The sequence below is a fragment of the Rhodococcus sp. 05-2254-2 genome (assembly GCF_002259095.1).
Classification (GTDB): domain Bacteria; phylum Actinomycetota; class Actinomycetes; order Mycobacteriales; family Mycobacteriaceae; genus Rhodococcoides.
Map to the genome: position 1 here is coordinate 223966 of NZ_NOZJ01000009.1, position 22016 is coordinate 245981.

21 protein-coding genes and 1 other RNA gene are annotated in these 22016 nt (G+C 65.9%); 10 read left to right on the forward strand and 12 right to left on the reverse strand.

Translation table 11 applies throughout. The features are described 5' to 3' along the window. Positions 1 to 5: 5 nt before the first annotated feature. A complete protein-coding gene (glnA, locus tag CH283_RS15665) occupies positions 6 to 1346 on the reverse strand; it encodes a type I glutamate--ammonia ligase (RefSeq protein ID WP_032379097.1) in 1341 nt (446 codons plus the stop codon). 102 nt (positions 1347 to 1448) lie between these two features. Beyond that, complete coding sequence (locus CH283_RS15670; RefSeq protein ID WP_094648543.1) at positions 1449 to 3017, reverse strand: alpha/beta hydrolase; 1569 nt, start codon at positions 3015 to 3017, stop codon at positions 1449 to 1451. An 81-nt stretch (positions 3018 to 3098) separates the two neighbouring features. Between CH283_RS15670 and CH283_RS15675 the strand changes: the two genes are divergently transcribed. The 4 genes from CH283_RS15675 (at position 3099) to pip (ending at position 7246) form a co-directional block, all read left to right on the forward strand. Beyond that, a complete protein-coding gene (locus tag CH283_RS15675) occupies positions 3099 to 4829 on the forward strand; it encodes an NAD+ synthase (protein WP_094640405.1) in 1731 nt (576 codons plus the stop codon). Positions 4830 to 4947: 118 nt separating this feature from the next. Further along, positions 4948 to 5799, forward strand: coding sequence for a 3-methyl-2-oxobutanoate hydroxymethyltransferase (panB, locus tag CH283_RS15680; protein WP_068052164.1), 852 nt, complete (start codon positions 4948 to 4950; stop codon positions 5797 to 5799). 42 nt (positions 5800 to 5841) lie between these two features. Next, the gene (locus tag CH283_RS15685; protein ID WP_176460269.1) at positions 5842 to 6288 is read left to right on the forward strand and encodes a hypothetical protein; all 447 of its coding nucleotides are present in this window, start codon (positions 5842 to 5844) and stop codon (positions 6286 to 6288) included. 1 nt (position 6289) lies between these two features. Continuing rightward, positions 6290 to 7246 carry a prolyl aminopeptidase gene (gene pip, locus CH283_RS15690; protein ID WP_094640153.1) on the forward strand — a complete coding sequence of 319 codons (957 nt, stop codon included), beginning with the start codon at positions 6290 to 6292 and terminating at the stop codon, positions 7244 to 7246. On the opposite strand, the gene CH283_RS15695 is transcribed toward pip, so the two are convergent. From CH283_RS15695 to rnpB, 3 genes are all read right to left on the reverse strand, one after another. After that, positions 7236 to 8666: an RNB domain-containing ribonuclease gene (locus CH283_RS15695; protein ID WP_176460270.1), complete on the reverse strand. Its 1431-nt coding sequence runs from the start codon at positions 8664 to 8666 to the stop codon at positions 7236 to 7238. The genes pip and CH283_RS15695 overlap by 11 nt on opposite strands. Positions 8667 to 8668: 2 nt before the next feature. Continuing rightward, complete coding sequence (locus tag CH283_RS15700; RefSeq protein WP_045194843.1) at positions 8669 to 8851, reverse strand: hypothetical protein; 183 nt, start codon at positions 8849 to 8851, stop codon at positions 8669 to 8671. A gap of 60 nt (positions 8852 to 8911) precedes the next feature. Then, an RNA gene (rnpB, locus tag CH283_RS15705) (RNase P RNA component class A) lies at positions 8912 to 9353 on the reverse strand. A gap of 63 nt (positions 9354 to 9416) precedes the next feature. Here rnpB and CH283_RS15710 point away from each other — a divergent pair. Continuing rightward, positions 9417 to 9941 carry a DUF1697 domain-containing protein gene (locus CH283_RS15710; RefSeq protein ID WP_094640154.1) on the forward strand — a complete coding sequence of 175 codons (525 nt, stop codon included), beginning with the start codon at positions 9417 to 9419 and terminating at the stop codon, positions 9939 to 9941. After that, entirely contained in the window at positions 9938 to 11188 is a 1251-nt protein-coding gene (locus tag CH283_RS15715) for an SLC13 family permease (protein WP_094640155.1), read from the forward strand. Before CH283_RS15710 ends, CH283_RS15715 begins: the two co-directional genes overlap by 4 nt. Positions 11189 to 11279: 91 nt before the next feature. On the opposite strand, the gene CH283_RS15720 is transcribed toward CH283_RS15715, so the two are convergent. The 5 genes from CH283_RS15720 to cobC all read right to left on the reverse strand — a co-directional run bounded on the left by CH283_RS15720 (position 11280) and on the right by cobC (position 16048). Beyond that, entirely contained in the window at positions 11280 to 11882 is a 603-nt protein-coding gene (locus CH283_RS15720) for a hypothetical protein (RefSeq protein WP_094640156.1), read from the reverse strand. Between the two features lie 33 nt (positions 11883 to 11915). Next, positions 11916 to 13025: a bifunctional RNase H/acid phosphatase gene (locus tag CH283_RS15725; protein WP_094640157.1), complete on the reverse strand. Its 1110-nt coding sequence runs from the start codon at positions 13023 to 13025 to the stop codon at positions 11916 to 11918. A gap of 5 nt (positions 13026 to 13030) precedes the next feature. Then, the gene (locus CH283_RS15730; RefSeq protein WP_032394446.1) at positions 13031 to 13768 is read right to left on the reverse strand and encodes a zinc ribbon domain-containing protein; all 738 of its coding nucleotides are present in this window, start codon (positions 13766 to 13768) and stop codon (positions 13031 to 13033) included. Positions 13769 to 13874: 106 nt separating this feature from the next. Beyond that, a complete protein-coding gene (locus CH283_RS15735; RefSeq protein ID WP_094640158.1) occupies positions 13875 to 14996 on the reverse strand; it encodes a Nif3-like dinuclear metal center hexameric protein in 1122 nt (373 codons plus the stop codon). 14 nt (positions 14997 to 15010) lie between these two features. After that, a complete protein-coding gene (gene cobC / locus CH283_RS15740) occupies positions 15011 to 16048 on the reverse strand; it encodes an Rv2231c family pyridoxal phosphate-dependent protein CobC (RefSeq protein ID WP_094640407.1) in 1038 nt (345 codons plus the stop codon). Positions 16049 to 16103: 55 nt separating this feature from the next. Here cobC and CH283_RS15745 point away from each other — a divergent pair, with 55 nt between their 5' ends. The 3 genes from CH283_RS15745 to CH283_RS15755 are packed head-to-tail and all read left to right on the forward strand — an operon-like array spanning position 16104 to position 18208. Then, on the forward strand, positions 16104 to 16796 hold the full coding sequence (locus tag CH283_RS15745; protein WP_094640159.1) for an HAD-IA family hydrolase: 693 nt from the start codon (positions 16104 to 16106) through the stop codon (positions 16794 to 16796). Beyond that, positions 16793 to 17266 carry a low molecular weight protein-tyrosine-phosphatase gene (locus CH283_RS15750; RefSeq protein WP_176460271.1) on the forward strand — a complete coding sequence of 158 codons (474 nt, stop codon included), beginning with the start codon at positions 16793 to 16795 and terminating at the stop codon, positions 17264 to 17266. The genes CH283_RS15745 and CH283_RS15750 overlap by 4 nt, the downstream gene beginning before the upstream one ends. 18 nt (positions 17267 to 17284) lie before the next feature. Next, on the forward strand, positions 17285 to 18208 hold the full coding sequence (locus CH283_RS15755; protein WP_068052193.1) for an SURF1 family cytochrome oxidase biogenesis protein: 924 nt from the start codon (positions 17285 to 17287) through the stop codon (positions 18206 to 18208). On the opposite strand, the gene CH283_RS15760 is transcribed toward CH283_RS15755, so the two are convergent. Together CH283_RS15760 and CH283_RS15765 are read right to left on the reverse strand one after the other, a co-directional pair. After that, positions 18149 to 19117 carry a cobalamin biosynthesis protein gene (locus CH283_RS15760; RefSeq protein ID WP_094640160.1) on the reverse strand — a complete coding sequence of 323 codons (969 nt, stop codon included), beginning with the start codon at positions 19115 to 19117 and terminating at the stop codon, positions 18149 to 18151. The two genes, CH283_RS15755 and CH283_RS15760, sit on opposite strands and share 60 nt — an antisense overlap. Before the next feature lie 364 nt (positions 19118 to 19481). Then, the gene (locus CH283_RS15765; protein ID WP_094640161.1) at positions 19482 to 20378 is read right to left on the reverse strand and encodes a LysR family transcriptional regulator; all 897 of its coding nucleotides are present in this window, start codon (positions 20376 to 20378) and stop codon (positions 19482 to 19484) included. A 112-nt stretch (positions 20379 to 20490) separates the two neighbouring features. Between CH283_RS15765 and CH283_RS15770 the strand changes: the two genes are divergently transcribed. After that, complete coding sequence (locus CH283_RS15770) at positions 20491 to 21984, forward strand: CoA-acylating methylmalonate-semialdehyde dehydrogenase (protein ID WP_094640409.1); 1494 nt, start codon at positions 20491 to 20493, stop codon at positions 21982 to 21984. Positions 21985 to 22016: the final 32 nt, after the last annotated feature.

A 22016-nucleotide genomic window follows, 5' to 3' on the forward strand; every position in this document is an offset into this window, starting at 1 on the left:
CGCTGTTAAAGACCCAGGTAGGCCTTCAGCTCGTACGGCGTGACGTGACTGCGGTATTCCTCCCACTCGCGACGCTTGTTGCGGAGGAAGAAGTCGAAGACGTGCTCGCCCAGTGCTTCGGCGACCAGTTCGGAGCCTTCCATCGCGTTCAAGGCCTGATCGAGGTTGCCCGGTAGTTCCTTGTACCCCATGGCGCGACGCTCGGCGGAGGTCAACGCCCACACGTCTTCCTCGGCCTCGGGCGGCAGGGTGTAGCCCTTCTCGATTCCGCGAAGACCGGCCGCGAGCAGCACCGCGAATGCCAGGTACGGGTTGCAGGCCGAGTCCGGGCTACGGATCTCGACGCGCCGCGAGGATGCCTTGTTCGGGGTGTACATCGGCACGCGGATCAGTGCCGAGCGGTTCGCCGGTCCCCAGGATGCAGCGGTCGGTGCTTCGCCGCCGCGCACGAGTCGCTTGTAGGAGTTGACCCACTGGTTGGTCACGGCGCTGATCTCGTTGGCGTGTTCGAGGATGCCGGCGATGAACGACTTGCCGGTCTCCGAGAGCTGCATCGGATCGTCCGGGTTGTGGAAGGCGTTGGCGTCGCCCTCGAACAGGCTCATGTGCGTGTGCATCGCCGAGCCGGCCTGGTCGCTGAACGGCTTGGGCATGAACGTCGCGCGCACACCCTCCTCGATGGCGACTTCCTTGACCACGTAGCGGAAGGTCATGATGTTGTCGGCCATCGACAGTGCGTCGGCGTAGCGGAGGTCGATCTCCTGCTGGCCGGGTGCGGCCTCGTGGTGGCTGAACTCGACCGAGATTCCCATCGACTCGAGCGCGTCGATGGCATGCCTGCGGAAGTTCGGGGCCGAGTCGTGCACGGCCTGGTCGAAGTAACCGCCGTTGTCGGCCGGGGTCGGCGGTGAGCCGTCCTGCGGGGCGTCCTTGAGCAGGAAGAATTCGATCTCGGGGTGCACGTAGCAGCTGAACCCGAGGTCCGCGGCCTTGCTCAACTGGCGACGCAACACGTGGCGCGAGTCGGCCCAGGACGGCGAGCCGTCGGGCATGGCGATGTCGCAGAACATCCGCGCCGAGTGCTGGTGGCCCTTGCTGGTGGACCACGGCAGAATCTGGAACGTCGACGGATCGGGCTTGGCCACGGTGTCGGCCTCGGACACGCGAGCGAATCCTTCGATGGCGCTACCGTCGAAACCGATTCCCTCGTCGAAAGCCCCCTCGAGCTCGGCGGGGGCGATGGCCACCGACTTGAGGTACCCGAGGACGTCGGTGAACCAGAGGCGGACGAAACGAATGTCGCGCTCTTCGAGGGTCCGGAGCACGAATTCCTTTTGACGATCCATGAACGCGAGAGTAAGCAAACGGAGTTAAATCTGTGTTACATCGTGAATTCGGTCTCACTTCGTGAAACTCTCAGCACACTTTCCAGGTGGTGAGGTAGCACGTCAGCACCGCAATCCGTCCCCCGGCGGAACCAGATCGACAAGATAGTTCACCAACGGATCGTCGATGCACTCGACGCCCGAGAAGGCGACCGTGTGCTGGGTGCCCTCGTAGGTCACCAGATCGCCGCGCAGCTGAGCAGCCAACTCCACACCTGCCTGGTACGGCGTGGCCGGATCGTCGGTCGTCGAGACCACCACCAGGTTCGGCAGTCCCTCGACGTCGACGATGTGCGGTTCGCTCGTGTTCGGCACCGGCCAGAAGGCGCACAGGTCGAGCGGCGCGTTGCCCGTCGCCCGGCCGTCGTCCAGATACGGCGCGGCGGCGCGGAACCTGACGTCCGCCGCGTCGGCCTCGGCGCGATCGGTGGTCGGCGGGCCGTCGACGCAGCGAACAGCGTTGAACGCGTCGTCGATGTTGGTGTAGCTGCTGTCCTCGAGCCGTCCGGAGTAGGTGTCGGCGAGCCGGAGCAGGGTGTCGCCCCTGCCGTCGCGCAGTTCGTTCAATCCGGCCCGCAGCAGACGCCACAGCTGCTGCGAGTACAGCGCCTGCTGGGCACCGGTGATCGCATCGTCGTAGCTGAGACCGCGAGGGTCGGTCGTCTCGGCCGGCTGGTCTATCAGCGGGTCGACCAGCGATCGGAACTGCTCGACGGCCTGGGCCGGATCGGTTCCGAGCGGGCAGGTGTCGGTCTGTGCACAGTCGGCGGCGAACTGATCGAACGCGGTCTGGAATGCCGCGCCCTGGGCGACGGCTTCGTCGACGGGTGACTGGTCCGGATCGAGCGCACCGTCGAGCACCATTGCGCGCACGTTGGACGGGAACTCCTCGGCGTACGCGGTCCCGATTCGGGTGCCGTAGGAGTAACCGATGTAGGTCAGTTTCTCGTCGCCGAGTACCGCACGGATGACGTCCATGTCGCGCACCACTTCCCGGGTGCCGACGTGTTCGAGCACGTCCGCCCCGGTGCGCTCGACGCACTGCGCGGCGTAGTCCCGATGTTCGGCCTCGGTCGCCGCGATGCCCTCGGGGCTGACGTCCACATCGGGTTCGCGACGTTCCTCGTCGACCTCCTCGGATGTCAGGCATCGCACCTCCGGATCGGATGCTCCGATCCCGCGCGGGTCGAAGCCGATCCGATCGAAGCGATCGGCGACGGCGGTGCCTTCCGCCTGCCCGGCGAGGTAGAGCCCCGACGACCCGGGCCCGCCCGGGTTCATCAGTACCGACCCGATCTTCTCGCCCGTCGCCTCCGTTCGCGAGATGGCGACCTCGATCGTCTTGCCCTCGGGGTCTGCATAATCCAACGGCACAGTCACCATCGCGCACTCGACGGCTCTTCCCAGTTCACTGCCGTCGGTGTTGTAGCTGTCGCAGGACTCCCACTCCAGCGTCTGCGTGTAGAACGCCTCGAGCCCCGAGGGAATCGGGCCGGCGACCGATGCCGGCGACGAGGCGTCGGGCACCGCGGAGTTCTCCGGTGTGGCGGTGGGCTCGGGGCCGGAGCAGCCTGCGAGCACCACGGCCACGGCCGACATCGCCACGGCCGACTTCCTGGTGGGCGTTCTCATGGACACGATCGTGCCAGGTCTTTCGAGCGCGCCGCTCTCGCTGCCCGGCGGGGACGTCGTGCGAGCACTAGCGTGGGCGCAGTGCAGGCACTTCGACTCGCCCTCGCCCAGATCAACTCCGTCGTAGGCGATCTTGCGGCGAACTCCGCAGCCATCGTCGAGTGGACGGTCCGCGCGGCCCACGACGGTGCCAACGTGGTGGTGTTCCCGGAGATGGCGCTGACCGGATACCCCGTCGAGGATCTGGCTCTGCGACCGTCGTTCGCCGCCGCATCGGCTCGCGCCCTCACCGAGCTGGCTGCCGCCTTGGACAGTGCCGGGTGCGGCGACCGCATCGTGGTGGTCGGTTACCTCGATCGCGACGCCGAGGGCTCGCGGAACAGCGCGGCAGTGATCACCGATGGACGGGTTGCCACTCGATACGACAAGCACTCGCTCCCCACCTACCGGGTGTTCGACGAGGCCCGCTACTTCGCTCCGGGATCCGGCCTGAGCATCACGACGGTGAACGGCCTGCGGCTCGGTGTCGTTGTCTGCGAGGACATCTGGCAGCCGGGCGGGCCGGTGCCGGCCTACGGGGCAGCCGGAGTCGACATGTTGCTCTGCCTCAACGCCAGCCCTTTCGAGCAAGGAAAGGACGAGGTGCGCCGCTCCATCGCCGCGCGCCGAGCCACCGAGATCGGTGCCCCGATCGCCTACGTCAACGTGGTCGGTGGACAGGACGAGCTGGTGTTCGACGGGGCGAGCTTCGTCGTCGGGCCCGACGGTTCCACCTGGGGCCGCTCCCCGCAGTTCGTCGAGCATCTGTTGATCGTCGACGTCGATGCGCCCGCCGATCCGGGTCCGGACGCCGCGGCGGTACCCGGCTGGAGCATCGACCGGATACCGCTGCCCGACGTCGCGATCACCGGCTGGCAGCGAGCCGAGCCGTACCTCGCAGAGATAGCGAGCACCGAGGAACAAGTGTGGGGCGCACTGGTGACCGGACTACGAGACTATGTGCACAAGAACGGTTTTCGTTCGGTGGCTCTCGGATTGTCCGGCGGGATAGATTCTGCGGTGGTCGCCGCCATCGCAGTCGACGCCCTCGGCCACGACGCGGTACACGGAGTGTCGATGCCCTCGACGTACTCGTCGGGTCACTCCCGCACCGACGCAGAGGATTTCGCGTCGCGCACCGGTATCCATTTCCGCGTCGAGCCCATTGCGAACATGGTGGCCTGCTACGTCGACCAGCTGCATCTGACCGGCTTGGCCGAGGAGAACATTCAGGCCCGCTGCCGGGGCATGGTGTTGATGGCACTGTCGAACAGCTTCGGCCATCTGGTGCTGGCCACCGGTAACAAATCCGAGCTGGCCGTGGGCTATTCGACGATCTACGGGGATGCCGTCGGCGGCTTCGCGCCGATCAAGGACGTGCCGAAGTCACTCGTGTGGGATCTGGCGCGGTGGCGAAACAAGTCCGCTGCCGACCGTGGTGACATCCCTCCGATACCCGAGTCGAGCATCGACAAGCCGCCGTCCGCCGAGCTCCGGCCGGGCCAGCTCGATACCGACTCGTTGCCCGACTACGACGAACTGGACGCCATCGTGTTTCGCTACGTCGATCACGACCAAGGGTTCGCGGACATCGTGGCGGCCGGGTTCGACGCGGCGGTGGTCGCGGACATTCTGCGCAAGGTCGATGCGTCGGAATACAAGCGGCGCCAGTACCCGATCGGTACCAAGGTCACCTCTCGTGCGTTCGGTCGCGATCGCCGCATGCCGATCACCAACGGCTGGCGGGACCACGCGACGCTCGACGAGGTGTGACGAATTGCACTGCCGGTAGCTGCCCGGCAGTTCGCGCGCAGTGGCAGACTCGAGCACGTCATCACACCCCATCCCGGGGACCCGCCGAGCGGGCCTCGAGGACCAGAAAGGGACAAAGATGTCCGAAACTGCTGTGTACGGCGGATCTGCCCAGGAAGCACCCTCCACCGCGTTGACCCGCAAGACCCGCACCCACCACCTTCTGCAGATGAAGGCCGACGGTGAGCGCTGGGGAATGCTCACCGCATACGACTACTCCAGCGCCCGCATCTTCGAGGAAGCCGGCGTACCTGTTCTCCTCGTCGGCGATTCGGCGGCAAACGTCGTCTACGGCTACGACACCACCGTGCCGATCACCGTGGACGAGCTTCTTCCGTTGGTTCGCGGAGTGGTCCGCGGCGCACCGCACGCCCTCGTCGTGGCGGATCTGCCCTTCGGCACGTACGAGGCCTCGCCGCAGCAGGCCCTCGAGACCGCAGTTCGGTTCATGAAGGAAGGGCTCGCAGGCGCAGTCAAGCTCGAGGGCGGCGAGCGCGTGGCCGCTCAGATCGCCGCGATCACTGCCGCAGGCATCCCGGTGATGGCTCACGTCGGCTTCACCCCGCAGAGCGTCAACACGTTGGGTGGATTCCGCGTGCAGGGTCGCGGAGACGCGTCCGAGCAGCTGGTGGCCGACGCCATCGCAGTCCAGGAGGCGGGTGCATTCGCCGTCGTCATGGAGATGGTTCCCGCCGACATCGCCGGCCAGGTCACCCGCAAGCTGACCATTCCGACGGTCGGTATCGGCGCGGGCAACGAATGCGACGCGCAGGTACTGGTGTGGCAGGACATGGCCGGATACACCAATGGCAAGACCGCGAAGTTCGTGAAGAAGTTCGCCGACGTCGGCGATTCACTGCGGACCGCGGCAACGACGTACATGTCCGAGGTGCGATCGGGAGTCTTCCCCGGGCCCGAACACAGCTACTGATCGTTCTCGCCTCGCCGGAGTTCGGGTGGCACACTCGGGGCCATGACAATCAGACGGGGTACGACGTCCATTGCAGGAAGAAGCGCAGTCGCATTGGCAGGCGCGGCTGCGCTTCTCGTCGTAGCGACTGCATGCAGCACCGACACCACCAACACCGGTTCGTCGTCCACCACGACGGTCGCACCGACCCCGACGGTCACCGCACCGCCTGCGGGCGCAGCGATCACCGACGCGCAGAAGCAGCAGCTGTGCACCGATCTCGAAGCGCAGCTGTCCAATTGGCGCGTCCAAGGGCCCACCCTTGGTCGCGGCGGGCTCAACATTCTCGTGCAGACCTGGGCGGCGCAGAGCGGCGTCATCAATCTTCAGGTGGTGCAGGACCGAGCGATCATCGACGACATCACGACGGAAACCTGTTCGGACGTACGAGACGAGGCCATCCGATCGCTCGACATTCCGGACCTCGCGTCCGGTCTGGTGGGCTTCTGAGATGCGGACCCTCTACCCCGAAATCGATCCGGCGGAGACCGGCCACCTCGATGTCGGCGACGGCCAACAGATCTACTGGGAGGTCTCCGGCAATCCCGACGGTGCGCCGGTAGTGTTCGTGCACGGCGGTCCGGGCGGTGCCACCAATCCGTTGCAGCGCAGGTATTTCGACCCGCAGGCCTATCGAATCGTGTTGTTCGATCAGCGCGGCTGCGGGCAGTCGACCCCGCACATTGCCGACGGTGCAGATCTGTCGGTCAACACCACCGACCGGTTGATCTCGGACATGGAGAAGCTCCGCGAGCACCTGGGTATCGACACGTGGTTTGTGTTCGGCGGTTCGTGGGGCTCGACGCTGTCCCTGGCGTACGCGCAGTCGCACCGTGATCGTGTGCGTGGGCTCGTACTACGGGGAATCTTTCTCGTGCGTCCGTCGGAGATCGCCTGGTACTACGGCGGCGGGGCAGGCCACATCTTCCCCGATCTGTGGGAGAAGTTTCTCGAACCCATTCCGGAAGACGAGCGCGACGGCAATCTCGTCGAGGCGTATCACCGGCAGCTGATGTCCGAGGACCACGAAGCCGCGACGCGAGCTGCGGTGGCATGGTCCACCTGGGAGGCAGCGACGAGTTACCTGCTGCCCAAACCGGATGCAGTGCAGTCCAATTCGGATGCACGGTTCGCACTGGCGTTCGCTGGTATCGAGAACCACTACTTCCGGAACAACTGCTTTCTCGAAGAGAATCAACTGCTGCGCGACGCCCACCTGCTCGACGGCATTCCCGGTGTCATCGTGCAGGGCCGCTACGACGTCGTGTGCCCGGCAACGAGCGCGTGGGCACTGCACAAGGCCTGGCCCTCAGCAGATCTGGTGATCGTCGACGATGCCGGTCATTCTGCGGCCGAGCCCGGCATCGTGCATCACCTCGTGGAGGCGACGGATCGTTTCAGGCCGTGACCGCCGAGTAGTCGAATCGTACTGCGCGCGAGTCGGTGTCGGCCCGGGTCAACCGGACCTTCACCGACTCCCCCGCGGGCGGTTCCCCGTCGCACTTGCCGAGGACGATCGGTTCGGACACCAACACCTCGGCATCCCGCTTGCCCTCGGCACCGCGCAGTACGACCGCTGAGAATTGCTCGCCCACTCGGTCTTTGAGTACGTGCGCTTCGGTGAGGTCGATGCAGGCGCGGTCCACTTTCGATGCCGCGGAATCCGATCCGCGCATGATTGCAGGCAGCTCCGGCAATGCCTGCGCGGCCCAGTCCGGTATCGGAGTTCCGGCGACGACCGCCAGGCAGACCTCGGTGGCGAAGCGATCGGACAGCCGCCGCAGTGGTGCCGTCACGTGGGCGTACGGGGCACCGATTCCAGAATGTTCCACCGATTCGTCGCTGTCGGCAGGGTTGGTGGTGCGATCGAATGCGCGATAGTCCGCACCACGCAGCAAACCGGTCGCCTGGGTCATCATCGCCAGTGTCGACGGCTCACCGGTAGGCAAACCGGCCAGCACTGCGCCGGCCGACGCCCCTGCCGGCCAATCGATTCCGAGCGCGGTTGCGGTCTTCTTCAACGTCTCCACGGCCTCGGCGGGCGCGGGTGGGAGTGTACGGACGAGGCCGATGCCGGCGTCGAGCATGATTCTGGCGGCGCACATCCCCGTCAAGAGCGACACCTCGGCGTTCCACCCGTCCACTGCCGTGCGGGGCTGCAGATCGATGCGCCACCCTTTTCCGTGCGGCGTCACTTCCTGCTCGGGCAGTGTGATGTCGATTGCCCCGCGTCGTCTGGCTGCGGCCGCGCGCTGTGCCCCGAATTCCGGCAGTGCCGCGATGGAGGGGTGCGGTGTGCCTGCGTCGACGTCGGCCTGCACCGCGGCGTAGTCGAGCCGTGCAACAGAGCGCACCAGGGCGCGGGTGACGGTCCACGCGGCCGCCTCGCCGACGTCGTCGAGTTTGATGGTCCACAGCGCGGCGCAGCGAGTCTGCCCCTCCAGCAGGCTGCCCGAACCTTCCGACAGCTCTCGTGGATGCAACGGCACGGATCCGTCGGGGAGGTAGAACGTCTGGCCGCGCCGACGGGTTTCGGTGTCGAGAGCTCCACCGGGCGTCACCAGTGCGCCCACGTCGGCGATCGCGTAGTGCACCACCAAGCCGTTCGACGTCTTCTCGATGTGTACGGCTTGGTCGAGGTCCTTCGAGCCGGGTGGGTCGATGGTGACGAACGGGATGTCGGTGCGGTCGATTCTGCTGTCGGCGTGCAGGTCTCGGGCTTCGATGGCCTCGCGCATCACGTCGGCGTCGAACGCTTCGGTCAGTGCGAACTCGGATCTGATGGTCTCGAAGTCGAAGCCCGGGGCCCTCAGCCGGGTGAGCAGCACCGTCAGTTGTTCCAGTCGTCGTCGGAATCTGCGGCCTTGTTGCGCGCCGCGGCGATCTTCAGCGCCTGCTCCGCGGTGGCCTTGTCCGGATACGGGCCCATGCGGTCGAGGGCGTTGGTCTGCTTGCCCTGTACGACCTGCTTGGTGCTGATGTCGTAGTACCAGGAGGTGTCGTCGTCGGTCATGACTTCCAGTGTGCCCCATGGAGCGACGCCGCAGGCGAACTGCGGGAGAAATGGTGAGTGCGAACGAGTCGGCCTGTAAGCCGGATCCTGTCTGCCGTTCCTGCTCTCGCAGGTCCGACGTCGACGACCATCCATCTGGGCACACCGTTGCCGGGTACCTCGAGCAGTCCACCCGCAGGCTCGGGCGAGCAGCCCTCGAGCACCTGCGCAGCTGCACCCCTTGCGCGATGCAGCCTTCGACCTTGCTCCGGGCGGGGTTTACCTAGCCATCCCAGTCACCTGGGATGCTGGTGCGCTCTTACCGCACCGTTTCACCCTGACCTGCAGTTCGACTCCGAAGAACCGATCCGCAGGCGGTCTGTTTTCTGTGGCACTGTCCCGCGAGTCACCTCGGGTTGCCGTTAACAACCGCCCTGCTCTGTGGAGTCCGGACTTTCCTCGGCCCGAAGCGCGACGACACTCGTTCGCCGGTCCTCCGAGCCGCAGCCGTCCGGCCAACTCGTTCGCGGTTGCACACTCTACTCGGCGAGCCGCGCCAGCCGGGAACCGAACTACAGTTCCTCCCATGAATGAGTGGGTCGTGTTGCTCCGCGGCATCAACGTCGGTGGCATCAACATCAAGATGGCCGATCTCCGTGAGGCCCTGACATCGGCCGGCTTCACCGATGTCCGCACCGTTCTGGCGACTGGCAATGTTCTGCTGGGCTCCTCGCTGACCGCGGACGCCGTCAAGACACAGGCGGAGAGCACGCTCGCCCAGGCGTTCGGCTACCAGGCCTGGGTTGTCGTCCTGGACGTGTCCACACTTCGAGCGATAGTGGAGTCGTACCCGTTCGACGCCGAGCGGGAGGGCTGGCATCCTTATGTGGTGTTCGGTAGCGACGACAGCCATTTGACCGAATTGTCCGCTCTTGCAGACGAACTCGACCCGGAACTCGAAAGGATCGCCGAGGGGAACAGCGTGCTCTACTGGGAGGTCCGCAAGGGCAACACCACCGACAGCACGTTCGGCAAAGCCACGGCCAAAGCGAAGTACAAGGCCACGACCACCACCCGAAACGTGCGCACACTGGTGAAGATTCTCGCGTGACCGTTCTTGCCGCGGCACTGGTGGCCGCCGTTCTCGTCTTCGCCATCGTGCGCCCGCGCGGTCTCCCGGAGATCGTTGCCGCACTTCCAGCCGCGGCGGTCGTTCTGCTCGTCGGCCTCGTCAGCCTCGACGCCGCACGCGAGCAAGTACTCGAACTCGCTCCGACCGTGGTCTTTCTGGCGTTCATCCTGATCCTGGCGCACCTCTCGGACGCCCTCGGAGTGTTCACGTGGATAGCCGCGAGGCTCCGCCGAGGATCCAAGGGCAGTCCCCGCCGATTGCTCACCCTCGTGTTCGCTGCAGCAGCATCGACCACCGCTGTACTGAGCCTCGACGCCACCGTGGTTCTGCTGACGCCGGCCATCATCGGTGCTGCGCGGATTCTGGGGATGTCGCCACGTCCGCACAGTTACGCCACTGCGCACCTGTCCAATTCGGCGTCGACGCTGCTGCCGGTGTCGAACCTGACCAACCTTCTCGCCTTCGCCGCGACCGGACTCACCTTCCTGCATTTCACCGCTCTGATGGCACTACCGTGGGTTTTCGCGGTGGCCATCGAGTTGGCGGTGTTCCTGATCTTCTTCCGCAAGGATCTGAGCCGCACCGCCGCACCGCCGGAGAAGTCGACTCAGCAGAGCGCCGAGGACGTCCCCGCACCGCGAACCACGCTGGCCATCCTCGGCACAACACTCATCGGCTTCGCGGTGGCAGGCCTGTTCGACGTCGAACCGTTCTGGGTGGCCGCGATGGGATCGGTGGCATTGGCCGTCCCCGCACTCCGGTGCCGGCACACCAGTGCTCGCGCCATTCTGCGCGGTGCCGATCTACCGTTCTGCGGCTTCGTCTTTCTGCTCGGCATCGTCGTTCTCGGCGTCACCACCGGCCCGATCGGCGACTGGCTGACGCGAATTCTGCCGTCGGACACCACCTTCGCATCGCTGCTGGCAGCCGCAGCCATTGCGGCGGTGGCGTCGAACATCGTCAACAACCTGCCCGCGACGCTGCTGCTGCTGGCCGCGTTCGGTGCTGATGCTCCCCCGGCGTTGCTGTTGGCCATGGTGATAGGCGTGAACCTCGGACCCAACCTGACCTACGTCGGGTCGCTGGCAATCATGCTGTGGCGACGCGTCGCTTCGGCCAACGACGAGCCGGCAGATCTGCGGACATTCACGGTATTGGGCGTCATCACGACACCGTTGACCATTGTCGGTGCCGTCGCGGGCCTGTGGCTTGCGTTGCAGATCTGACCCATGCCATGCAGCTCGTGCATCGAACAGGCGAGTCCCGACAGCTGTCGGATAAGGCCGTCGGCCAACCTGCTCGACAATCGGCGCGGAGTCAGGGCAAGCGTCGTGCGCGGAGTTTCGAGACCGCCAGCACCACACCGAACACCGTGGCACCGATCACCGCTCCCATCACCGGCAACAGCTGCCCCGCATGCACGGTGTCGAACAACGGCGGACCGCCGTAGATGTCCAGACGCGCAGCGCCGGTCGGCCCGAGGTCGTCGAAATAGGGGTTCGCGACCATCCTGTCGCGGATTTCGGGAGGTTGGCTCCGTGCCCACCATGCTGCCCCCGCGCCGACGATGCTTCCCGCCACGAGTGGGGCCGCCCCAAGCGTCAGCCGACCGGTCTTTCGGCCGAGACGGAACCATCCGATAGCGACCGACACGACGGTGCCGATCACAAGAGCGGCAACCGGAAGGACCCACGTAACCGGCCACCACGGCGGACCCGACACGTATTGCACGTAGTCGTACACGCGGAAGTACCCGGTGTCACCCGAAGCCACAGGCGGTGGTGAATCCGCATCGATCCACGTCCGCGTCACCCCGTACCGCCACCCGAACGCGACTGCCAGACCACCAGCGGCGGATGCGAACGATGCCAATACAATCCAGCGCGCCGCCGCAGGCTCGCGAATTCTGTTCTCGGACATACGAACCGCGCCCTCCATCGACGCTCCGAAAGATCAGGCCAGCCGAGTCAAGTGCGAGGTGTCGTTCACCAATCGCACCGATGCCCCGCCGTCGGGGTAGAACTCGGCGATGCTCAGCGACGCGAGGTCGAGGTGCAGTCGATACAGCAGCGACGGGCCGACGTCGAGGGCGAGTTGCAGCAGCATCTTGATCGGTGTCACGTGTGTGACCACCAGAAGGGTCTTCCCGGCGTACTCGGTGAGCAACTGGTCGCGGGTTGCTTCGATGCGCATGCGCACCGCGTCGAAGCTCTCCCCGTTCGGTGGTGCGACGGAGGTGTCGCCGCGCCACGCCTTGTGCGCGTCGGGGTGACGTTCCATGGCCTCGGTGAACGTGAGGCCTTCCCAGTCGCCGAAGTCGGTCTCGATGAGACCGTCGACGGTGGTGACGGGCAATCCCAAGCGGTCGGCTGTCGCCGAGGCGGTCTGTTGCGCGCGCCCCAGTGGCGAGGCAACGATGGCGTCGATATCGGTGCGCGACCCCAGAACCGTTGCGGCAGAATCGGCTTGACGTCGACCCAATTCGGTCAGATCGGGGTTGCCGCGACCGGAGTAGCGCCGGTCCACCGACATGGGGGTCTGGCCGTGACGCAGCAACAGCAGGCGAGTCGGCTCCCCCATGGCACCGGTCCAGCCGGGCGACTCGGCCTTCTTCGCCACCGGCTCGGCATCGGGCAATTCCGATAGGTCCGCACCCTCGGCCGCGGCGTCCATAGCCTCGTTCGCCAGTGCGTCGGCGTGCGAGTTCTGCGAACGCGGAATCCACTCGTAGGTCACGGAATCGAAGTGGCGGGCCAGGTCGGCCGCTGTGCGCTGAAGCGGAATCATGTCCGGGTGCTTCACTTTCCAGCGCCCGGACATCTGTTCGACGACGAGTTTGGAGTCCATGCGGACCGCGACCTCACGCGCCCCGACATCACGAGCCGCGCTCAGTGCTGCAATCAGTCCGTTGTACTCGGCGACGTTGTTCGTGGCCACGCCGAGCGATGCCCGACGCTCGGCCAGAACCTGCGAGCGATCGGCACTGAACACCACTGCGCCGTACCCGGCCGGGCCGGGGTTGCCACGCGATCCACCGTCGGCCTCGGCGACGACCCTCGACATCTGACTCAAATCCCGGATTCCTTGGTGCGCACCAGGATTGCATTGCACTCCGAGCAACGAATGAGAGCATCCGCGGGCTTGTTGGCGATGCTTGCGATCTCGTTGCGATCGAGTTCGATGCGACACGCTCCGCAACGGCGAGCCTGCAGCAGTGCCGCACCGCGGCCGGTGAGCGCTCGCTGCTTCTCGTAGAGCGCAAGCAGATCCGCGGGCAATCCCGAGGCCAACGATTCGCGGCGCTCGGCGCTGCGCTTCTCAGCGACGTCGAGGTCTGCGACGGCGTCGTCGCGGCGACGGCCGGCATCGACAAGTTCGTCTTCGATCTGCGTCAGCTGCGCACCGGCATGCTCGTAGTCCCGCTCACTGGCCTCGCGCTGCTCCATGACCTCGAGCAGCTCCTCCTCGAGGATGCCCTGGCGACGTTCGAGGCTGCCGAGTTCGTGCTGCAGTTCGGTCATCTGCTTCGGGGCGATGGTGCCGCTCTCGAGCATTTTCTTGTCGCGAGCCTCGCGTTGCCGGACCGCGTCGACCTCGCCTTCGAGTTTGCGGATGTCCCGATCGAGATCGTCCATCGAGATCTGCACCGTCACCGCGGCATCCTTGCGGGTGGTGCGCTCGGTCTCGAGCTTGTCCACCTCCTGCTGCTCGGGGAGGCTCTTGCGGCGGTGGGCGATCTGCGAGAGTTCGGTATCCACACCGGCCAATTCGAGCAGCGAGGCCTGGACTTTGGGATCGACGTTCACGCTTGATGACTCCTGCGACTATGGAAGTTGATAAGAGATCACCCTACCGGCTACCCGAAACCCAGACAGCCGGATCCACCTCACCGCCGGTCGCTGGGCTCGATGGTCACAGCGTCCACGGGTCGGTGCGCACGTCGGTGACGCGGCTGCCCCACCCGTCGGTGTCGCCGAACGCGGCGTCGACGATGCCTCTCGCCTGTTCGCACCACGGAAACTCCGAGGCCCAGTGCGCGGTGTCGATCACGGCGGGTCCACCGGCGCGCAGATGCTCGTCGACGGGGTGGTGCCGCAGATCCGAGGTGACGTACACATCGGCGTCGGTGCGCGCCACCGCGGACAGGAACGAGTCACCCGCTCCCCCACACATCGCAACCACCGAGACCGTGGCCTCAGGATTCCCTGCCGCACGTACTCCCCATGTCGTGGCAGGCAACGCCTCGCGGACGACGTCGGTGAACTCGGCGAGGGTCATCGGATTCGGTAGCTTTCCGATGCGCCCCAAACCGGTGCACGACGGTAAGGCCGCGGACTCGAAGACGTCGAACGCGGGCTCCTCGTACGGGTGTGCCCGACGCATCGCCGAAAGCACTTCTGCACGTAGCCCTTTCGGGGCAACGACTTCGATGCGATCCTCCGCCTCGGTGTGCACCTCTCCGGCAACACCGAGCGTCGGGTGCGCATTCGGACCCGGACGGAATTGGCCGAGTCCTGCGCTCTGCCAGCTGGCTTCGCTGTACTCGCCGATCTGTCCGGCTCCGGCGTCGAACATCGCCTGTCGCACTGCGGCCGAGTCGGAGGTCGGCACGAAGACCACCCACTTGTCATGCGCGGGAGCAGGAATGGGGTCGAGTGGCCGGGTGTCGACCACCCCGAGGGCGGACGCGAGTGCATCGGAGACACCGGGATCGGCGGAGTCGGCGTTGGTGTGGGCGGTGAACAGCGCGCAGTCGGCCTTGATCAGGCGATGGATCACCGAGCCCTTCGCGGTATCGGCCGCGACGGTGTCGACGCCTTTGAGCAGCAAGGGATGGTGGGCGACGATGAGGTCGGCACCCCGAGCGATGGCGTCGTCGACCACGGCGTCGGTGACGTCGACGGTGTACACGACCTGCTGCACAACAGCTTCGGGATCCCCGCACACCAGGCCCACCGAGTCCCAGCTCTCGGCCAAGCGCGGTGGGTACGCATCGTCGAGTACCTCGATGACGTCCGCCAGTGTCACTGCCATGGTCGATGCTCTCCTCACAGAACGGTGTTCAACGCGTCCACCAGTATGTCGACCTGCTGCGAGTCCCGTACTGCGACGCGCAGGTAGTGACGGTCGAGCCCCGGGAACGTGTCTGCACGCCGCACCGCGATACCCATCGTGCGCAGGCGTTCTCGGACCGAATCGGCTCCGTCGACGCGCAGCAGCAGGAACGGGGCGCGAGCCGGGCCTGCGACAAAGAGGCCGAGAGCCTCGAGTCGCGGGATCATCGCGGTTCGTTCGCGGTGAATTCGTTCGGACTCGGCGCGTGCCTGCTGCGTCGCGAACGGTTCGGTACAGGCGCGGATCGCTTCGAGCTGCAGGCTCCCCAGCGGCCAATGCGCGCGGCCGTATTGCAGCTTCGCGAGGACGTCGGGGTGGCCCAGCGCATATCCGCATCGCAATCCCGCCAGCGCCCACGTCTTCGTCAGACTGCGCAGAACCAGTACGTCGGGAAGGCTCTGTGAGGCAATCGACTCCCCCGACCCGAGAACGGCGTCGGCGAAGGCCTCGTCGACCACCAGCGTGCGTCCGGGTCCACGCAGACTCAGTACCGCCTCACGGGGATGCAGAACCGAGGTGGGGTTGGTCGGGTTGCCGAGGATCACCATGTCGGCGGCATCGGGCACGAGCGTCGGATCGAGCTCGAAGGGCGGCGGCAGGATCACTCGGTGCACCGGAATGCCCGCCTGCTCCAGTACCCAGTCGGGCTCGGTGAACGACGGGTGGATCGTCGCTACGAGCTGAGGCTCCAGCCGCGGCAGCATCGAGAAACCCTCGGCCCCGCCACTGAGCAGCAGCACCTCGTCCGGTGATCGGCCGTGGTGTTCGGCCACCTGTTCTCGTGCGGCCTTGTCGGCGGCCTTGCTCGGGTACGAGCCCAGCGAATTCAGTGCCGCAGCCAGCCGATCGCGAAGCCATGCCGGCGGTCCGTCACCGCGCACGTTGACGGCGAAGTCGACGAAGCCGGAATCGACCTCGACGTCGCCGTGGTGACGGAGTAGCGCATCGGGATCGGCAGCTGTGTCGGACATCGCGACGAGCGTAGCCGCGCCGTCACCGAACGGCCCGCACCGATAGGCTCGGACCATGTCTGTCGATGCTCCCGCGTCCGTTGTCCTGTTCGATCTCGATGGGACGTTGACCGATTCCGCACCGGGAATTCATGCCGGTTTTCGTCATGCTCTGGCGTCGGTGGAGGCTCCCGAACCGACCGAGGAACAGCTGTCGATGGTCGTCGGACCACCTCTGATCGACACGTTGCGCGGGCTCGGCCTGGACGAGGATGCAGCGCAGCGCGCACTGGCGGCGTACTTCCAACGCTACGACGAGCGCGGCTGGGCCGAGAACACCGCGTTCGACGGCATCGAGACGGTGTTGACGCGATTGCAGGAACGCGGCGTGCGCCTCGGCGTTGCGACGTCGAAGTCGGAGCGATTCGCCGTTCGGATTCTGGACCACTTCGGTCTGTCGACGTACTTCGAGTTCATCGGCGGTGCCAGCAACGACGGCACCCGACGGGCGAAGTCCGATGTGATCGCGCATTCGCTGACCAACCTCGGCATCGATCCGGTGGAGTCCGCGGACGGCGGCACAGCCGGGGTGATCATGATCGGTGATCGTGATCACGACGTGCACGGTGCCGCTCGATTCGGCATTCCCACGGTGTACGTGGAGTGGGGCTACGGCGTCGACGGCGAGAGCGACGACGCCGCGTTCACCGCGTCGAGCATGGACGAATTGGCCACCGTGTTGGAGCAGAACACGGCGGCCGTGCAGTGAACGAGCCACTGCATGTGACCTTCGTGTGCACCGGCAACATCTGCCGATCACCGATGGCCGAGAAGGTCTTCGCAGGGCATCTGCGCGACGCCGGTCTGGGCGAGGCGGTGCGTGTCTCGAGCGCCGGGACCGGCGGTTGGCATGTGGGCGACGGCGCAGATCCACGAACCGTCGCCGAGCTCGATGCCCACGGCTACGACAGCGAGCACGAGGCTGCGCAGGTCGGGTCGGATCACCTGGCGGCAGATCTGATCGTCGCGCTCGATACCGGTCATGCGCGCGCCCTGCTGCAGCTCGGCGCTCCGGCAGATCGTGTCGCCCTGCTGCGGTCGTTCGATCCCGATGCCGACGACTCGTCGGTGGCCGATCCGTACTACTCGTCCGATTCGGCGTTCACCGAGGTGCGCGAGCAGATCGAAAGTGCCGTTCCCGGCATGCTGGACTGGGCACGGTCTCGACTCTCTCACTGACCCGGCTACCGTGGTGGAGTGCGAAAGTTAGCGTTCTTGCTGCGACCCAAATGGTTGGTGCTGGCTGCGGTGGTGCTGGCCTTCGCGTTCCTGTGCTTCAGCGTGCTCGCTCCGTGGCAGTTGGGGAAGAACACCTCGACGTCCGCGCGCAACGATCTGATCACCCGATCCGTCGACGCGGATCCGGTGCCGATCTCCGACGTTCTCACCGCAAACGGGTTTCCGGCCGAGGACGAGTGGCGTCGGGTCATCGCCTCCGGGGCCTATGTCACCGATTCCGACGTGCTGGTGCGACTGCGCAGCATCCGTGATCAGCCCGCATACGAGGTCATCACCCCGTTCGTGATCGACGGCGGGCCCACCGTGCTCGTCAATCGCGGGTACGTGTTGCCGGTGGAGGGAACCAGAGCGCCCGAGTTCGAGGCGGCACCCGCCGGTGAAGTGACGCTGAACGCACGGGTACGCCAAGCCGAGGGCACCTCGCGCGAGCCCGTCGAGGACGACGGCCGGCTGCAGGTCTACAACATCAATCCGGAACAGATCGGCGCGGCGGTCGGAGTCGACGCCATCGACGGATACCTGCAGCTCGACGACGCTCAGCCGGGCGGTCTCGGCTTGATCGAGCTACCGCAGACCGACGCGGGCCCCTATCTGTCCTACGGTCTGCAGTGGCTGGCGTTCGGCATCATGGCACCGCTGGGTCTGGCGTATTTCGCTCGGGCGGAGATACGCGAACGCCGCAATTCGCGTGCCGAGCTCGCGAATGCGATGTCCGGCGAGCCGGAGACCGAGCCCGAGCCGGAGGACAAGGCCGGACCGGACGAGGAAGAAGAATTCACGCTGCCCACCCGCCGCGAGAAGCGGGCAAAGGCGCGCGCGGCGTCACGCCCGACGACGCCGTCGGATCCTCGCTTGGCCGATCGCTACGGCAAGAATCGCTGACGCGACCGCGGACAGTTCCTGCACTCGGCTCGACAGTGCCACCGATCGACGAAGATCGCGTGCGGTCGGCGAGTGGCCGTCACCGAGTGTCGGCCTGATCTCGATGCCGTGACGGTACTGCGTTCTGCCGCCGAGCTGCAGCCCCAGTGCCCCGGCAGCCGACGCCTCCGCAACACCGGCGTTGGGGCTGGGGTGCTGCGCGGCGTCGCGTCGCCACATCTTCAGGGCTCGGGCGGGCGATCCCTGCACCGAGGGCGCTGCGACAACCGTCGCCACACCGGTGACGCGAGCCGGTAGCAGGTTCAGAACGTCGTCGATTCGCGCTGCGGCCCAACCGAAACGCAGATACTTCGGAGACCGGTAGCCGACCATCGCGTCGAGCGTGTTGCTCGCTCGGTAGGCCAGAATTCCCGGCACCCCGGCCAGTGCTCCCCACACCAGCACTCCGACGGTCGCGTCGGAGGTGTTCTCCGCGATGGACTCCAGTGCGGCGCGCGCGAGGCCGTCGGAGTCGAGTGGTTCCGGATCCCGACCGCACAGTGACGGCAGCAGTGCGCGTGCGCTCGCGAGGTCGTTGTTGTCGAGCTGGTCCGCCATCTGCCGACCCACCTTCGACAGGGACGTGCCACCGAGGGCGGCCCAGGTAGCGGCCGCGACCAGAGCGACCTCGGCGGGTGCACCCACACGAACGGCCACGCGGTTCGACCCGACGCCGAGTGCGGTCACCGAGCCGATCAGCGCGACTGCGTGGACGACGCCCAGCGTCCGACTATCGCGATAGAGGACGTGTTCGACGCGCAGCGCCGTGGTGCCGAATCCTGCCACCGGGTGCCAGCGTTGTGGGTCTGCGAACACTCGATCGAGGCCGTAGCCGACCAGTAAGCCGATCGCTCGGGGGTGTGTCCACATCCCACGAATCTTGCCAACTGTGCACCCGGCGCAGGAATTCGGTATGCCGGACTCAGCGCTGGCGGTACGCGCCCGCCAACTGGCGGCCACGGAAATTCATGTCGCTTCCGTCGTTGAGCAGTGCGATTGCCATACCGACGAAGCCGACCGTTGCCATTACGAACAGTGTCATGATTCCCCCAGAATCTCGAGTGGATCCGCGTCCGCGGATGTGTCTGTAACAGATTGTTACCCCTATCTTCACTGTTTCCCACTTCTTTGAGGTCGGCGTCACGTGTGTCCGTCATCACGAGACGCGCGTCTCATCGAAACGTCCAAATGTCAACGGCCACCGACACTCTCGGACTGTGCACTTCTCTCGTCGTTACTGCGGCACAGGAAATAAATGCTGTTCGTCGGTCACCACCGACCGCAGAAATTCGTCGACGGCCTTCACCCGAGCCAGACCGGTCAGCTCGCGCGGCACCACCGTCCAATACGTCCGCTCGACCGAGACGACGCCGGGCAAAACCGACGCGAGGGCCTCGTCCGGGTCACCGATGTAGCTGGGCAAGGGCGCGATTCCCACCCCGGATCTCGCCGCGATCCACTGCCCGGTGATGTTGTTGGTCTGAATCTGCGCACGGCCCTCCGGCAGGATCGAATCCAGGATTCGCAGCGGCGCCACGTCGAGCAGCGCGTCGACGTACGAGATCAGCGTGTGTTCTCGCAGATCGTCGACAGTCCGGATCGGCGACATCGCGGCGAGATACTCGGCGGCGGCGTAGAGCTCGAGAGAGTACGTCGCCAACCTGCGAGTGACGACGAATCGCGGCGACGGCCGCTCCAACGTGATTGCGATGTCGAATTCCCTGGTGGCCAACGAGTTGTGCTCGGTGGCGGTGACCAGTTCGATGTCGAGATCCGGATGCTTGCCTCGCAGTACGCCGAGTTTCGGTGTCAGGACGAATGCTCCGAACCCGTCCGGGGCCGCGATGCGCACGGTCCCTCGCAGAGAGCCGGTGTCGGAGGTCTGATCCTCGAAGGCGGCGATGAGCGTCGATTCGACGGTCTCTGCGTATCCGACGAGGCGTCGACCCGCCTCGGTGAGTCGCCAGCCCGACGGCGTTCTGTCGAACAGACGCTGCCCGGCCGATTTCTCGAGCGCCGTGATGCGCCGACCGACGGTGGTGTGGTCCACACCGAGAGTGTGCGAGGCGTCGGTCAGACGCCCCGTCCTCGACACTTCGAGGAAGTAGCGGAGATGGTCTGCGTTGAACACCCACCGAGACTATCGCCAGTGTGCATTTCTGCACAGCGATCTGCGGTTTTGGCCTTTGACATGTGCATCCGTACAAGTGAGACTCGAGACACACCGATGGAAGGATCGAACGTTGACCGACGTCATTGCGCACTGGCTCGATGGAAAGACTTATTCCGGTAGCTCCGACCGGACCGCCCCCGTCACGAACCCCGCTACCGGCGAGGTCACCGGCACCCTCACCCTGGCCGATCCCGGCGACGCCCGCGCGGTCATCGACGCGGCCGCAGCCGCATTCCCGGCGTGGCGCGATACTTCCCTTGCCAAGCGGACCTCTGTCCTGTTCTCGTTCCGAGAGCTGTTGAACGCGCGGAAGAACGAGCTCGCCGAGATCATCACCGCCGAGCATGGGAAGGTCCTCTCCGATGCACTCGGCGAGATCTCCCGCGGCCAGGAAGTCGTCGAATTCGCCTGCGGCATGGCGCATCTGCTCAAGGGTGGGTACACCGAGAACGCGTCCACCGGCGTGGACGTCTACTCCATCCGTCAACCGCTCGGACCGGTCGGCATCATTTCCCCCTTCAACTTTCCGGCCATGGTCCCGATGTGGTTCTTCCCCATCGCCATCGCGGCCGGCAACACCGTGGTACTCAAGCCCTCGGAGAAAGACCCGAGCGCGAGTATCTGGCTCGCCCGGCTCTGGGCCGAGGCCGGTCTGCCCGACGGGGTGTTCAACGTCCTCCAAGGCGACAAGGTTGCCGTCGACGAACTCCTCGAGAACAAGAAGATCAAGTCGATCTCCTTCGTCGGCTCCACCCCCATCGCCCAGTACGTCTACTCCACCGGCACCGCACACGGAAAGCGCGTCCAAGCCCTCGGCGGTGCCAAGAACCACGCCGTCGTACTCCCCGATGCAGATCTCGACCTCGCCGCCGACGCCATGGTCAACGCGGGCTTCGGCTCCGCAGGGGAACGCTGTATGGCCATCTCCGCACTCGTGGCCGTCGGGAACGTCGCCGACGAACTGGTCGCGAAGATCGCCGAACGCACCACTCCGCTGGTCACCGGCGACGGCACCCGAGGGGCTGACATGGGTCCACTCGTCACCAAGGCCCACCGTGACAAGGTCACCTCGTACGTCGATGCAGGCGAAGCAGCCGGAGCCACCCTCGTCGTCGACGGACGCACCGTCCAGCCCGACGGTGGCAACGACGGTTTCTGGCTCGGCCCCACCCTCATCGACAACGTGACTCCCGACATGAGCGTCTACACCGACGAGATCTTCGGACCGGTCCTCTCGGTCGTCCGCGTCGAGACCTACGACGACGCGCTTCGACTGATCAACCAGAACCCGTACGGCAACGGCACCGCCATCTTCACCAACGACGGTGGGGCTGCCCGTCGCTTCCAGAACGAGGTGGAGGTCGGCATGGTCGGCATCAACGTGCCCATCCCGGTTCCCATGGCGTACTACAGCTTCGGTGGCTGGAAGAACTCCCTCTTCGGCGACAGCCACGCCCACGGCACCGAGGGTGTCCACTTCTTCACCCGCGGCAAAGCTGTCACCAGTCGTTGGCTCGACCCCAGCCACGGCGGCATCAACCTCGGCTTCCCTGAAAACAGCTGAGCCCAGAAACAGAGCTGACGCATGTGCACGGA